Origin of the sequence: Pseudoalteromonas rhizosphaerae, from assembly GCF_902498845.1 — a bacterium.
GTDB lineage: Bacteria > Pseudomonadota > Gammaproteobacteria > Enterobacterales > Alteromonadaceae > Pseudoalteromonas > Pseudoalteromonas rhizosphaerae.
This window is the reverse complement of sequence record NZ_CABVLM010000024.1, coordinates 20,070-35,141: the sequence shown is the minus strand read 5'-3', so window position 1 is coordinate 35,141 and position 15,072 is coordinate 20,070. Positions and strand designations below refer to the sequence as shown.

General features: G+C 41.8%; 14 protein-coding genes. 3 read left to right on the top strand and 11 right to left on the bottom strand.

Annotated elements, in window-relative coordinates:
* The first annotated feature begins 311 nt into the window (after nt 1-311).
* The gene (locus tag PSR9079_RS22670; RefSeq protein WP_149983372.1) at nt 312-1,571 is read left to right on the top strand and encodes an aromatic amino acid transport family protein; all 1,260 of its coding nucleotides are present in this window, start codon (nt 312-314) and stop codon (nt 1,569-1,571) included.
* Between the two features lie 102 nt (nt 1,572-1,673).
* On the opposite strand, the gene PSR9079_RS22665 is transcribed toward PSR9079_RS22670, so the two are convergent.
* The 10 genes from PSR9079_RS22665 to cysG form a co-directional block, all read right to left on the bottom strand.
* Nucleotides 1,674-2,846: a lipase family protein gene (locus PSR9079_RS22665; RefSeq protein WP_149983371.1), complete on the bottom strand. Its 1,173-nt coding sequence runs from the start codon at nt 2,844-2,846 to the stop codon at nt 1,674-1,676.
* A gap of 30 nt (nt 2,847-2,876) precedes the next feature.
* A complete protein-coding gene (locus PSR9079_RS22660) occupies nt 2,877-3,305 on the bottom strand; it encodes a DUF6795 domain-containing protein (protein ID WP_149983370.1) in 429 nt (142 codons plus the stop codon).
* Nucleotides 3,306-3,384: 79 nt separating this feature from the next.
* Entirely contained in the window at nt 3,385-3,816 is a 432-nt protein-coding gene (locus tag PSR9079_RS22655; RefSeq protein ID WP_149983369.1) for a DUF6795 domain-containing protein, read from the bottom strand.
* A 111-nt stretch (nt 3,817-3,927) separates the two neighbouring features.
* Complete coding sequence (locus tag PSR9079_RS22650) at nt 3,928-4,119, bottom strand: hypothetical protein (protein ID WP_149983368.1); 192 nt, start codon at nt 4,117-4,119, stop codon at nt 3,928-3,930.
* 1,227 nt (nt 4,120-5,346) lie between these two features.
* Entirely contained in the window at nt 5,347-6,129 is a 783-nt protein-coding gene (gene cysQ, locus PSR9079_RS22645) for a 3'(2'),5'-bisphosphate nucleotidase CysQ (protein WP_149983367.1), read from the bottom strand.
* A gap of 3 nt (nt 6,130-6,132) precedes the next feature.
* On the bottom strand, nt 6,133-6,732 hold the full coding sequence (cysC, locus tag PSR9079_RS22640; RefSeq protein ID WP_149983366.1) for an adenylyl-sulfate kinase: 600 nt from the start codon (nt 6,730-6,732) through the stop codon (nt 6,133-6,135).
* A 30-nt stretch (nt 6,733-6,762) separates the two neighbouring features.
* Nucleotides 6,763-8,487 carry an SLC13 family permease gene (locus tag PSR9079_RS22635; protein WP_149983365.1) on the bottom strand — a complete coding sequence of 575 codons (1,725 nt, stop codon included), beginning with the start codon at nt 8,485-8,487 and terminating at the stop codon, nt 6,763-6,765.
* Between the two features lie 30 nt (nt 8,488-8,517).
* Nucleotides 8,518-9,945: a sulfate adenylyltransferase subunit CysN gene (gene cysN / locus PSR9079_RS22630; RefSeq protein ID WP_149983364.1), complete on the bottom strand. Its 1,428-nt coding sequence runs from the start codon at nt 9,943-9,945 to the stop codon at nt 8,518-8,520.
* The gene (gene cysD, locus PSR9079_RS22625) at nt 9,945-10,844 is read right to left on the bottom strand and encodes a sulfate adenylyltransferase subunit CysD (protein ID WP_064668702.1); all 900 of its coding nucleotides are present in this window, start codon (nt 10,842-10,844) and stop codon (nt 9,945-9,947) included. Before cysD ends, cysN begins: the two co-directional genes overlap by 1 nt.
* Before the next feature lie 52 nt (nt 10,845-10,896).
* Complete coding sequence (cysG, locus tag PSR9079_RS22620) at nt 10,897-12,318, bottom strand: siroheme synthase CysG (RefSeq protein ID WP_149983363.1); 1,422 nt, start codon at nt 12,316-12,318, stop codon at nt 10,897-10,899.
* A 276-nt stretch (nt 12,319-12,594) separates the two neighbouring features.
* Here cysG and deoC point away from each other — a divergent pair, with 276 nt between their 5' ends.
* Together deoC and PSR9079_RS22610 are read left to right on the top strand one after the other, a co-directional pair.
* Nucleotides 12,595-13,344, top strand: a complete 750-nt coding sequence (gene deoC, locus PSR9079_RS22615) for a deoxyribose-phosphate aldolase (RefSeq protein ID WP_149983362.1) — start codon at nt 12,595-12,597, stop codon at nt 13,342-13,344.
* Nucleotides 13,331-13,831 carry a hypothetical protein gene (locus PSR9079_RS22610; RefSeq protein ID WP_145238280.1) on the top strand — a complete coding sequence of 167 codons (501 nt, stop codon included), beginning with the start codon at nt 13,331-13,333 and terminating at the stop codon, nt 13,829-13,831. Before deoC ends, PSR9079_RS22610 begins: the two co-directional genes overlap by 14 nt.
* 58 nt (nt 13,832-13,889) lie before the next feature.
* Here PSR9079_RS22610 and PSR9079_RS22605 read toward each other — a convergent pair whose 3' ends face one another.
* Entirely contained in the window at nt 13,890-15,026 is a 1,137-nt protein-coding gene (locus tag PSR9079_RS22605) for a CsgG/HfaB family protein (protein WP_145238283.1), read from the bottom strand.
* Nucleotides 15,027-15,072: the final 46 nt, after the last annotated feature.

The window sequence follows — 15,072 nt, the reverse complement described above, 5'->3', positions numbered from 1 at the left end:
TAGCGAGAGTAAAGTTAGCGAACGTTTGACATAGGGCGCGAAAAGTTTATTTTTGTAAAACTCGAAACTCGAAACTCGAAACTCGAAACTCGAAACTCGAAACTCGAAACTCGAAACTCGAAACTCGCAAATTTATTTCCTCTATCAGCTAAAGAATTTTGATTTTATGACTGTTTCAAATTCATGACAGTAAGTAACTCAGTAATTACAAAATAGGCTGTAATATTTAGTTAATTATGTCGCCAAAAACTGAAATAATGTGTTGATTTCTATATGCTCTTGCCAAATTATTATACTAATAGGTGAAGTGCATGAACTCTTCCACTGATGCTGCGCAGTTTGACGCAGTGACAACAAGTAAATCGAAATGGAACTTTCATGATACCCAATGGGTGTTGAGTCTTTTTGGTACTGCAGTCGGTGCCGGTATTTTATTTTTACCAATTAATATTGGTATTGGTGGCTTTTGGCCGCTGATCATTTTAGCGTGCTTAGCGTTGCCGATGACATTTTTAGCCCACCGCGGCTTAGCACGTTTTGTATTGTCATCAAAGAGCAAAGATGCAGATTTTACCGATGTGGTTGAAGAGCATTTTGGTGTGAATGCTGGTAGATTAATTTCATTATTGTATTTTTTATCAATATTTCCAATTTTACTGATCTATGGTGTTGGCCTAACCAATACTGTTGATAGTTTTATAGTAAACCAATTAGGTATGGAAGCACCTTCTAGAGTATTGCTTTCAGGAGTTTTAGTTGCCAGTATGATCAGCTTGATGCTCGGTGGTGAAAGGCTAATGTTGCGTGCTTTTGCTATTTTAGTGTATCCGTTAGTAGGGATTTTACTGTTTCTATCTTTGTATCTAATCCCTAGTTGGCAAGTACCAAATATGGCCTTTCCTGAGTTTGTAGGCTTTAGTAAAACACTATGGCTGTCAATTCCTATAATAGTGTTCTCATTTAGCCACGCAGCGGCGATTTCAAGCTTTGTAAACGTACAACGAGGTCATTATGGTAAGCAAGCAACAGCTAAGTCTGAAGCGATTTTAAAGCGTACTAGCTTACTGCTAATTGTATTTGTGTTGTTATTTGTATTCTCCTGTGTACTCTCTTTAACGCCAGAGCAAATGCTGCAAGCTAAAGCACAGAACGTATCCGTGTTATCTTACCTAGCGAATGTGACAGACAATTCATTTATTGCCACCTTTGGCCCGCTAGTCGCGTTTATTGCTATCACTTCATCTTTCTTAGGTCATTTTTTAGGAGCAAGAGAAAGCTTTAATGGGCTTGTTACTAAACAAACAAGTTTGTCGCTGAAAAACGCTGACAAAATTGGTGTTGCTATCATGTTCTTTGCTATTTGGTTTTGTGCTGTTAAAAACCCAAGTATCTTAGATATGATGGATCAACTATCAGGGCCGATTATTGCGATGATCTTATTCATCATGCCAATGATTGCTGTTTATAAAGTTCCAGCATTACAAAAATACCGTGGCCGTTTTAGCACCTTGTTTGTGTTAGCGGTAGGCTTATTAGCGGTAGCTGCATTGATTTATGGTTTTGTTGCTTAGCGAGTAGCTTTAGAGACTTTAGTTAGATTAAATAAAAGCCCTGTAGGTGACAAACTTACAGGGCTTTTTAGAGTATGGCTTCTTCGAGCTAAATAGCGTTAATTAATCTACCGCTGACAGTGCTTTTTGAGCTATTTTATTAACCATCTGCAGTGTTTTTTCAAATACCCACTTAATAAATTCAGCTGATAACTCTTTTATTTTAGTTCGAGCATATCCTGCAAATGCCAGCATACATGCAAGCAAACCATTTATTGGGCCTGTTAAGTCTACAGTATGGAAATTGTTGTTAGCTAGAATCATCGCGATTTTGTCGTATAAACTCAAACCGTTTGCAGTACCGGACTGCAGCGCATTCAGCGCCCCTAGCTTTGCTTGACGCAATACTGTCATTAAAGCTTCACTTAAACGATTCATCCAATAAATGGAAGGTTGTACTTGGTTTGCATGACGAATGTCTAGAGTTACACGCTTAAACGGATTAAATGTCACTCTTTTGTTGATGCTATCCCAAGATTGTTTTTGTGAATTCCGTGTATAGTATTTCATCAAGTGATGCCACGGGGCTATAATTTGGTTGTTGTCCATCCTATATTCAGGGGCATTGTACGGAGCCTGCATAAATGGCCAAAAAGGTACCATCGGTACTACATCGCCACCATTTACACAGCGGAATATATTTTTTGGTTTCAGGGCGTTTGTGGTACTTAATGCGAAATTAGTTAAGCCTACTTTTGGCGCACCGAAAGTATATAACTTAATGTTTGCATTAAAACGTCGTTTAGCCCAATCCGCGACTAGAGATGCAACCGCACCCCCAAGACTGTGACCAACACAATGCACAGTAGCACTCGGCTTAAGTTCGCTTAATAAAGGGGCTAATTCTGATTTTAAGGTTTCAAATAAAGTATTAAAGCCAGCATGAACACTATGGCCACCATCGCAAACACTTAGGTTCGCTCTGCAGTCAGTAGATGCGTCATATAACGAGGCTGTACCTCGAATAGCCAATACCAAATCATTTTTAAATGGATTCATGCGCCCTGTAGGAGAAGTACCTTTGCCAACGAGTACAAACCCTGTTTGATGACCTGTTGCATGAGTCATTGCTCCGCCAGACGTTCCCTTTATTGGTCCGTTTGATAGATCAAAAGAGAACAAGCTTCTTAATGTTGCTGATGTTTCAAGTAGATAACGTCCTCGTTTCGTTGGCTTATGGATATCATAGGAGATAGTGGCCAATTCTGCACAAATTACAGGAGATAAAGTGCTCATTTTAATTCCTTTTAAAAAGTAAAGTTTATATTACCAACGGCAAATACTAGATATATTATGCTCTTCCTGAAAAGGGGAGTCAGTGTTTATAAAATGATGGACTTGTTCGCTAGAAGTTAAATCCGCATTTAAATTGATCAAATGCTTTTTGAACTCTGATGTATTTTTTAACCCTCGCTGATTACCAAACCAGAGCAAGTACACTTCGTCATTCCTTTCTAGATCAATAATTACTCGCACCACGGGCTCATGAAAAATACTGCCTGGTTTGCGAGATTTTAGAGATTTGGCAGGAAATGAGAAACAACCGTTTTCATCAGTATAAACACTATCTAGTTCTTCTTCTTCGTAGGTTAAGCTTCGTTCAATGAGTTGATTGGCTAATGGGATTCCATTATCAAAAACCTGACCTTTTACTTCGGGGCATAGTTCTACTGTATAGCGAATTAATCCGAGCATATATCGTTCCTTGTTAATAATCCATGTTTCTATAATTATCCATAAACAGAATAAAACCTCAATATATTTCCTATACGATTTAATTTGTCCAACGACAAATGCTAGAAATATTGTGCTCACCGCTTGGTGCTTCTGAATCAATGATTTGATGTTTTATTTCTTCAGCGCTTAAATCTGCATTTAAATTATTTAGTCTTTTTTGTAATTCAATTGGGGTTTTAAGCCCATATTGAAATCCAAACCATAAAGTATGCTGATGACTTTCAAAGTGAGTCACTATTACGACTCTTATCATTGACTCATAAAATATACTGCCAGGCTTGCGTGATTTAATTGATTTAGCTGGAAATGAGTAAAAACCGCGCTCATCAGTATAGGCTTCATCTACTTCCTCATCCTCTAAGGTTAAGCCTCTTTGGATAAGTTGGTTTGCTAATGGTTTACCGTTTAGCGTAAGCTGACCTTTGACTTCTGGGCATAGCTCTACTGTGTAGCGTATTAATCCGAGCATTATCGTTCCTTGTTAATGATACATGTTTCTATAATTATCCATGAATTGAGTGAAGCATCAACATATTCAAAGAAAAGCCGTGTAGGTGACAAACTTACAAGGCTTTTTAGTTTACGCGATTGCAACTAGGGCACGACCTCTAATATCAGCGGCAAAGGCTAGGCCTTTTTTAAAGCTTGTTTCAGCAGCGCTAATCGCATCTGCATCGCCATTCGCTGCAAGTACAGCTTGGCTTAGTGCATTAGAGAGATTTTTAATTTGCGCTTGGTAGGCTGAATCAATCGCACTTTCAATCGTTGTCATTACTTCTTCCCGTAGAATCAATTAATTGAACCGAGAATGTTAAAACACAATAGCTGATATTGATGAGCTTTGTTGATGTTACAAGGTGTGAATTTAGGTTTATAAGCTAGCGCTCAAAGTTTATTGTCCCATAGTTAGGTCTGGCTTTAGCCTGACAATGTGATGGGATAAATCCCGATCTATAAAAATATACATATCAAACTTATGTGTAGCCTAGCGACTTGGTGTTCTCTGTGGTGAAATTGTTTTTTCAAATAGAATGCAGGCAGATTTTTCGTGGCTGAAGCCAACTCCTACGAGGTGGAATATGATACTTAAAACTTACCGCTTACGAAGCGCCTCGGTGTTCTCTGTGGTGAAATTGTTTTTTCAAATAGAATACAGAGCAGTTTTTTCGTGGCTGAAGCCAACTCCTACGAGTGAAGAGTCGGGCTTAAACTTACCGCTTAAAGTTCTACAGCTTATGATTCAACCTCTGTGTAGCGAAGCGACTCGGTGTTCTCTGTGGTGAAATTGTTTTTTCAAATAGAATGCAGAGCAGGATTTTTCGTGGCTGAAGCCAACTCCTACGAGTGAAGAGTCGGGCTTAAATTTACCGCTTGAAGCTATACAGCTTATGATTCAACCTCTGTGCAGCGAAGCGCCTTGGTGTTCTCTGTGGTGAAATTGTTTTTTCAAATAGAATGCAGAGCAGGATTTTTTTGGCTGAAGCCAACTCCTACGAGTGAAGAGTCGTGCTTAAACTTACCGCTTAAAGCTTTACCGCTTAAAGCTTATGATTCAACCTCTGTGTAGCGAAGCGACTCGGTGTTCTCTGTGGTGAAATTGTTTTTTCAAATAGAATGCAGAGCAGGATTTTTCGTGGCTGAAGCCAACTCCTACGAGTGAAGAGTCGGGCTTAAACTTACCGCTTAAAGCTCTACAGCTTATGATTCAACCTCTGTGTAGCGAAGCGCCTCGGTGTTCTCTGTGGTGAAATTGTTTTTTCAAATAGAATGCAGAGCAGGATTTTTCGTGGCTGAAGCCAACTCCTACGAGTGAAGAGTCGGTCTTAAACTTACCGCTTAAAGCTTATGGTTAAAGCCCTCTGTGTAGAGCGAAGCGACTCGGTGTTCTCTGTGGTGAAATTGTTTTTTTAAATAGAATGCAGAGCAGGATTTTTCGTGGCTGAAGCCAACTCCTACGAGTGAAGAGTCGGCCTTAAACTTACCACTTAAAACTTACGGCTTATAGCTTGGTTTCTTCTTCTATCACACTCACTACAAAATACGGATTCAAATATTCATCCTTAGTATTGTAAACAAGCGGGCTGCCATCAAGCTTAGTGACTTTTGCGCCGGCGATTTCGGCTATAGCGTGGCCTGCGCCGGTGTCCCATTCACAGGTTGGGCCTAGGCGTGGGTAAATATCGGCGCTGCCTTCGGCGACTAAGCACAGTTTTAGTGAACTGCCTTTTGAGACCATTTCCACCTCATCAAAGCGTTTTACAAACTCGGCTAAATCCGGTGATGGATGCGAGCGGCTGCCGACTACGCGAATAAGGCCTTTGTTTGCTTTGGTGGTGACTTTAAGCTCGATGCGCTCATCACCGCGGTCTTTAAATGCGCCGATTGCCTCTGCTGCCAGATAAGACACGCCTAGCGCAGGCGCATCTACTACCGCTAAGATAGGCTTGCCGTTTTCAATCAAGGCGATGTTAACGGTAAACTCACCGTTCTTTTTAATAAATTCTTTAGTGCCGTCGATTGGGTCAACCAGCCAATAGCGGGTCCACGTTTGGCGGATATCCCAGCTGATATCGGCACTTTCTTCACTTAATACTGGGATCTCTGGGGTTAAGTGGGCTAGGCCATTGGCAATCACTTTGTGAGCTGCAAGATCGGCGTCGGTTACAGGGCTTTCATCAGCTTTGTACTCAACGTTAAAATCCTTTTCATAAATCCCCATAATAGCGCTGCCAGCTTGGCGGGCAAGGATCAGTATTTCTTCGAGCAGTTCCGTTTGGTTCATGACTTAACCTTTAATAATTTGCTGTTGTTTTAGATACGCTATCAGCTCTTGCACCGATTGGTCTAGGGTGTTTTTACTGGTATCTAAGATTATTTCCGGTGAATGGGGTATTTGGTAGTCTGAATCAATACCTGTGAAGTGTTTTATTTCACCTGCGCGGGCTTTTTTGTATAAGCCTTTTGGATCGCGGCTCTCGCATACGTCCAGAGGTGTGTCTAAAAACACTTCGATAAATTCACCGTCATCGACTAAGTTTCTTACCATATCGCGTTCCGCGCGAAATGGGGAAATAAATGCGGTGAGTACCAATAATCCAGCATCGACCATTAGTTTAGCGGTTTCACCAACGCGGCGAATATTTTCGATACGGTCTTCGTCGCTAAAGCCTAAATCTTTACACAAGCCGTGGCGTACATTGTCGCCATCAAGCAGGTAGGTGTGAATACCTTGTTGATTGAGTGCGCTTTCAAGGGCGTTTGCTACGGTGCTTTTACCTGAGCCGGAAAAACCAGTGAACCATAAAATAGCCGGTTTATGGCTTTTGTGTTTGCTACGTTGTGCTTTAGTAATGGCATAGTTATGCCAAACAATGTTCTCATCCATTATAAAACTCTCTTATGAGTAAGCGCTGGCTTAAAATGGAAATACCAGCGGGATCAGGGTTAATACCGTTATTGAATAAATAATAGAAAGTGGTAAGCCCATTAATACATAGTCTTTTAAACGATAATTGCCGGCGCTATAAACCATCAGGTTAGTTTGATAACCAAATGGTGATATAAAGCTTGCAGATGCACCAAAGGCGACCGCCATAATAAACGGCAGCGGGTCAACATTAAAGCCCATTGCTAATGCATAAGCGACAGGGAATGATAGTGCCGCTGCGGCGTTATTGGTGATAAGTTCGGTGAACATTACTGTCATTACAAAAATCGCGATAAACGCGCCATAGGGGCCAAAATCACCGAGTACATAAAACAATGCTGCAGATATTTGTCCAGCTAGGCCGGTGCCTATCATCAGTTTAGCAAGGCCAATGGCGCTACCAACTACAGCGAGTAACTCAATAGGAAAACGGCGTTTTACTTCGCTCAGCTTTATCGTTCCCGTGAGCATTAAGCCAATCAGCAATACTAATAAGCCTTTTACCAGTGGTACATAGCCAATAATGCTCAGCCCAAGTACCGTTGCAAAGCTCGCTAATACTAAGTTAGATTGCTTGGGCGCTAAGTGAGTTTGTAAATCAAGCCCGGAAATATACACAAATTCGCGTTTTAAATTAGGCAGACTATAAAAGTCTTTACCTGGTGCGAGGATCAGTGAGTCTCCCGCTTGCAGCTGCACTTTACCAAGGCCACCTTGCAAGCGGTCATGGCCGCGACGAATAGCGATAACAGCGGCATGAAACTGTTCACGAAAACGCGCTTCTTTAACTGTTTTTCCTATAAATTTAGATGATTGGCTGACAACAACTTCAACGAGGTGCTCAACATCTTTTTGATGTTTATCGTGAACTATTTTTAGCCCGTCAAAGCGTGTTAGCAGTGGCACTGATTTGATGTCACCGACAAACAGCAATACATCGCCCGCTTTAATCACTTGTTGCGGGGTTACTGCACAAATGCGTTTATCGCCGCGAATAATTTCCGCTAGGAATAAGTCTTTAAGTTCGCGCAGGCCATTTTCTTCTACGCTTTTACCAATTAGTTTTGAGCCTTCTTCTATTTTACCTTCGAGATAAAAAGGCACCACTTCTTGATCGTTTTTGCCGTTGTCTGGCAAATATTTTAGCATCACTAAAATAGTGAACAGGCCCACACTTAATGCGCCTAACCCGACTATGGTAAAGTCGAAAAAGCCTAGCGGTGCCATGCCTGCATCAACGGCAAAACCATTGACGATTAAATTTGTTGAAGTACCAATTAAGGTAATTGTGCCACCTAAAATAGCAGTATACGACAGCGGTAATAGTAGCTTTGAAGGTGAATGGTTTGGATTGTCTTTTATGGCAGTAATGAGCGATGCGACAACCGCCGTATTATTGGTAAATGAGGATAAAAACGCTGTAGAAAGTCCTAGCTTAGTGACTGAGCTGGTTAAACTTCCTTTTGATAATGACTGGGCAAGCTTTTGTACGAGTGTGGTTTTTTCAACCGCAATCGAAACCAGTACTAATAACACTAAGGTGATCAGTGATGGATTGGCGTAGTTGATCAGCATATCTTCAAGGTCGATTAACCCGCCTAGATATGCGGTGCCAATGGCGCCAACAAAAAGCCATGCTGGCTTTAGCCGCGTGCCAAACAGGCACCCGACTAAAGTTAGCATAATGCCTGTTAATACTAGCTGTTGATACATGCTTTATATGTCCTTAACAGGCAAAGTTGGTTATTTAAGCTTTGATATATCAAGCGCTTGCCAATGTGGGAAGTGCTTGCGTACTAACGCATTAAATTCAACTTCAAACTCACTAAAGTTACCCGTTTGTTGTTGCTTAGCAAGCACGTTTTCAATCATACCCGCCGCAACAGTTAAGTTAGATAAACGATCGATTAAAATAAACGCACCGGTTTCGTGATTGTTGTGATAAGCATCGGCCAAAATGGTTTCGGTCAATTCTAGGGTAACAATCGCGATTTCATTAAGTTGCAGGCTGTCTGCGCTACCATGCTCAAGAGTGTTCACATCAATAGTGTGATCAATCTTTTTCACGATAGCTGAGGTGTTTTTACTGCCTAATTTAAAGTTGTAGCTTTTGCCTAGCACTAGCGGCGCTTCGTGCATCCATACAAGCTTAGCTTGAACTTGATTAGTAACAGTCGCGGTTGACTCAGCAGGAACGATCACGTCCCCTCGGCTAATATCAATTTCAGTGTTAAGCGTTAAAGTAATTGCTTGGCCAGCTTCGGCTGTGTCTAAGTTGCCGTCAAAGGTGACAATCTCTTTAATGCTCGAGGTTTTACCTGATGGCAATACTTTAATGGCATCACCAACGCGTAATTTCCCTGAGGTCAATGTACCTTGGAAACCACGGAAGTTTAGGTTAGGGCGTACTACATACTGCACAGGGAAGCGCGCTTCAAAGCCAGTGTCTGTTTCGGCTGCTGGTGAGTCTTCTAATAACTCAAGCAGTGGTTTATCAGTGTAATACGGTGTGCGCTCTGAGCGAGTGACTACGTTATCGCCTTTAAGCGCCGACATAGGCACAAACTTGATGTTAGATACGTTAAGTTGCTCAGCAAATTTTAAATAATCGGCTTTAATGCGCTCATAAACGGTTTCGTCAAAATCAACAATATCCATTTTATTCACGGCAACAACAAACTGTTTAATACCCAATGAATCACAAATAAAGCTATGGCGCTTAGTTTGTACTTGTACACCGTAGCGCGCATCAACAAGAATAATCGCAACATCACTGGTTGATGCGCCAGTTACCATGTTGCGGGTATATTGCTCATGCCCTGGCGTGTCAGCAATAATAAATTTACGTTTAGCCGTTGAAAAATAACGGTACGCTACGTCAATAGTAATACCTTGCTCACGCTCAGCTTGTAAGCCGTCTACGAGCAGGGCTAAGTCTAACTCCTCACCAGCATTACCGACTTTTTCGTTATCTTTATGTAGCGCAGCTAACTGATCTTCATAAATCTGGTGGCTGTCGTGCAGTAGGCGGCCAATCAGGGTTGATTTACCGTCATCCACGCTACCACAGGTCAGCATACGTAATAGGCTTTTGTCTTGTTGGCGAGCAAGGTAGGCGTCGATGCCAATAGCTCTTACTTCATTAATTGTATCGTTAGTATTGGTAGACATTAGAAATAGCCCTCACGTTTTTTCTTTTCCATTGAACCAGCTGAATCGTGGTCAATCACGCGACCTTCACGCTCCGATGAAGTAGATAGCAGCATTTCTTCGATAATTTCAGTCAGTGTACTGGCTGTAGATTCCACCGCACCGGTAAGTGGGTAACAGCCTAAAGTACGAAAACGCACTGACTTCATCATTGGCACTTCGCCATCAGCAAGCGGCATACGCTCATCGTCAACCATGATCAAGGTACCGTCACGTTCCACAACTGGGCGTTCTTTTGCTAAATAAAGTGGAACCATATCGATGTTTTCTTGGTAGATATACTGCCAAATATCAAGTTCAGTCCAGTTAGACAGTGGGAATACACGAATGCTTTCACCTGGGTTCACTTGGCTGTTGTAGGTATTCCAAAGCTCAGGACGTTGGTTTTTTGGATCCCATCTGTGGTGTTTATCACGGAACGAATAAACACGTTCTTTCGCGCGTGATTTTTCTTCATCGCGGCGAGCACCACCAAAGGCGGCATCAAATCCGTATTTATCAAGCGCTTGTTTTAAACCTTGGGTTTTCATGATGTCGGTGTGCTTACCAGAGCCATGGGTAAATGGGCTGATATCTATAGCCAAACCTTCCGGGTTTTTATGGACGATTAAGTCAAAGCCATATTCTTTGGCTAAGCGATCACGAAATTCGATCATTTCTTTAAACTTCCAGTTGGTGTCAACGTGAAGCAGTGGAAATGGAATTTTACCTGGGTAAAACGCTTTACGCGCTAAATGTAAAAGTACCGATGAATCTTTACCAATAGAGTAAAGCATAACTGGGTTCTCAAACTCAGCAGCAACTTCGCGCATGATTTTGATACTTTCAGCTTCTAATTGCTGAAGGTGAGTTAAAGCCATTGTTAGTCGTCCTACTAAAATGATTAAAAGTTAAAATCTAAATAGTTTAAAGCTATGCCACGTCTGTAAGCGGTTGTGCAAAGCTACTAGTTTGGGCTTTTGTGCCAAACCAATGAAGTTCTTCATGTAATGAAGCAACTTCACCAATAATTAATAATGCCGGTGAAATAATGCTGTGACGCTCGATTAAATCGGCCAGCTCACCTAATTTACCGGTTACAACGCGTTGATTTTTGCGAGTACCGTTTTCAATAATTGCCACGGGTGTATCTGCACCGCGACCATGTTTTAATAATTGTGCTTGAATATGGGGAGACTTAATTACACCCATATAAATTGCCAGAGTTTGGTTTGGTTTTGCCAGTGATTGCCAATCTAGTTCTTGACCGTCTTTTTTACAGTGACCAGTTACAAACTGTATGGCTTGTGCATGGTCACGGTGCGTTAGCGGAATACCTGCATAAGCGCTACAACCTGCGGCAGCAGTTATGCCAGGGACGATTTGGTAATTTACGTTATTAGCTGCAAGTACTTGAACTTCTTCACCACCACGGCCATAAATAAACGGGTCGCCACCTTTAATGCGGCACACTTTTTTACCTTGCTTGGCAAGGTCAACTAGCATTTGGTTAGTATCTTCTTGCACGACACTGTGATCGCCTAAGCGTTTACCCACACAAATTAAATCAGCATCGCGGCGTACTAGCTCCATAATTTCGTCAGAGACTAGAAAGTCATACACCACCACATCAGCTTGTTGCATTAGTTGCAGTGCTTTCAGTGTTAATAGCTCTGGATCTCCTGGACCTGCGCCAATTACGTATACTTCACCTTCAGGATCCAGTTTGCTATCGAGTAATTGTTCAAGCTGTACGCTTGCGGCAGCTGTATCGCCCGTTTGTACTTTGCTGACGACAGATGAATCAAATACGCCTTCCCAAAATTGGCGACGATCAGCAAAACTCGTGAAGCGCTGTTTTACTTTGTCGCGAAAGCTGCCAACTAAACTTGCAAGCGGGCCGATGTGTTGTGGAATAAGCGTTTCTAACTTCTCACGTAAGCGCCGTGCTAATACCGGCGCTGTGCCAGCACTTGAAATTGCAATAGTGATCGGGTCACGATCAACAATTGAAGGAAAAATAAAGGTGCATTTAGGTTGGTCATCCACCACGTTAACGAATACATTTCGTGCATTTGCGAGTTCAAATACGCTGTTATTTACATCATCATTGTCGGTTGCGGCAATGACCAGCATTTTGCCATCAAGGTGTGATTCATCAAAAAAAGCGTCAATTAGAGTGACATCATTATTTTGTGCATGCTCTTTTAATTCATCACAAAACCAAGGTGCTACTAAAGTGACATCAGCGCGAGCTTTCAAAAATGCACGGCACTTACGTAACGCAACCTCTCCACCGCCAACAACCAATACAGGTTTATTGTCGAGCTTGGTAAAGATAGGTAAATATTGCATGTGTAGACCCTTGGAAAAAATTACAGCAAAGATGCTTTTCAGAAACTCAGAATATAGTGGCGTAAGCTAAGTAAAAAATAATTAAAACCCAGTTAATATAACTAAAAGTTATATAGGGTTGTCCGATTTGGCTTAAGCCTTAGTTAACAGGGGATTGCGCCGAGTTACAAGTACTATAATGACTATATATTGAGCTTAGAGTGTTTGGTTATTAGCTATAGCGAGAATAGTTAAATTTGGTACTATTGCTAATACATGAACTTACTTGGTGGATTTATGACAACGCAACTAACTGATGCGGCATTGGCCGTGCAATTAATGGATTTAACCAGTTTAAATAGTAATGATAGCGCGGCAACAATACAGGCCTTGGTGGCTAGTATTAAGCCCAACCTAGGTATTCCGGCTGCAGTGTGTGTTTATAGTGAGTTTGTTGATGACGCCAAGCTTGCTTTAGCTGAGCGCGAGCTTAGTTATGTAAAAGTCGCCACAGTAACTAACTTTCCCTCAGGCAACAGTGAGCTAAGTGAAGTAATTAATGAAACATTAATCGCAATAGAGCGTGGCGCAGATGAAATTGATTTGGTGTTACCGTATCAGGCCTTAATCGCGGGGGACGAAGCCACAGCACTAGAATATGTGCGTGCCAGTAAAGAGTGTTGTCCTGAACACGTACAATTAAAAGTAATTATAGAATCCGGCGCACTAAAAACAGCGCAGTTGATAACACTGGCGACAGAAATAGCAATTGCCGGTGGTGCTGACTTTGTTAAAACCAGCACTGGCAAAGTAGCTATAAATGCCACTCTTGAAGCAACCGAAGTGATGTTAAGTACGATTAAAAAGTCGCCGCGTGTAGTCGGTTTTAAAGCTGCAGGTGGCGTGAAAACGGTTATGGATGCAAGTAATTACTTACAGCTAGCGACTGATATTATGGGAGAAAGTTATTTGAATCCGTCAACATTTAGATTTGGTGCATCAAGCCTGTTAGCTGATGTATATGCGGTACTTAATGACGCGTCATAGTGAGCAAGAAAAATTACAACTTGAGCATGATGCAGGCAAGTTGTTCTTGCGTTGCTATGAACATCGCTTTGGTATTCCAATGCGCCATATTTGGCATAATCAGCCGAGTAAACCAGATATCAGTTGCTATCGTAATGAACAGAAGCTTGATATTGAAATAGCACATTTATATGCCAGCGAAACCGAAGCCATGGCAGTACTCGGCAGGCCTTTATCTATAAGCATGCAACGAGATCTTGCTGATATGGCAATGCAACCAAGTGAGCAGCGGCTGCACTGTGCACTGCAGCGGTTATTAGAACAAAAAGGAAAAAAGCATTATCAATCAGAGCAAACATGGTTGCTAATTCGTAACGCCAGTACTATTTGGCATAAAGCGGATTTTGACGCTGAGTTACAGAATATAACGATACCGCTTACCCATCCTTTTCAACAAATTTGGTTGCTTTGTGATTTTTATCAGGGCGAGCTGTTACAGCTGTTCTAAGTATTTAGATGGTATAGCAGCCAAGAATAAACTGGCTGCTAAATAACTTGATCTTTGGTTAGTTAATTTTAAACATACTACCTAAGCTCTCAAGCCCTGACTTATTGGTTTTAGCAATACATTGACTTTCATCGAGTGACTTTTTGGTTGCTTCGTCTGCAAGTCCCGACACTTTTAATTGTTTCTCTTGTTGGTATTCACGCAGTGCGATAACTGTTTGACGATCGTACTTAACATCTTCAGTTTCAAATTCTTCATAATCGGGTTGGTTTTTTAAATAACCTAAACAAACTAGATTCATGCGAGACATGGCTAAATCCATCTTTTCATAATGCGGCATTCTATGTGTAGGAACATCGACTTTTGCTACTGGAGCAACGGCTTTTGACTTGGCAGCCGTGGTCGTAAGCGGTGGTGGTGCTGTGTATCCAGGTGCTAGGGTATTATTACTGTTATAGCGATAGTAAGTGGCAGGGACTTTAGTTTGTAAAAACTCTACAGCTTTGATTATCACTTCGCGGAGCGCTTTTTCTTTAGGGGTGTTTGACCAGCCACTTAAATTACCACCGACTAAAGCACCACCAAAATTAGTTGCCGCACTGGTAAAATCAAAATCTTTGCTGCCTCCTTCGACGCTGGTGGCTGCTAAAATACGTGAGGTGCGAGTATCGATAAGGCGTAAATCAATCGCCATATGCGAGCCTGAAAAACCTGCCGATACTGAGCTAAACACATCACCTATAAAACCGCCAGTACCAACACTGGCACCTGAGCTGTCGTCATCAAATTCAGTTACTGCTGCTACCACAACTATTTCGGCTCCTTCAATTTCACCGTAAGCTGCCCCTGATGCTGCGCTAACACGACCTGAAGCCGCTAGATCTTGCTCAGATAACACTGCATCTAACGCTTGGCGTTCAAGTACGATAAAGCGATTGGTGCCTACCAAAGCTGTGGTGAGTTGGTCGGCCATGCCTTCACCTATTTCTTTTCGCCACCAATGAGAGTCATTCGATTTATCGGTAAAGCGTGCCACGGCAATACGCGCTTTTGGACCATTATATTGTTGTTGGGCGACTTCATTAATGTTTGGTGAATCTTGGTTTGAAGTGACCTTGGTTGAAGTACTTTGGCAAGCGCTAAGACTGCTAGCAACGAGGGTTGCCAACAGTACTTTTTTAGTTGTTGTGAGCATATGATTTTCCTTAATTAATGTGCCAAATAGAAACAGTGAAGGTTTT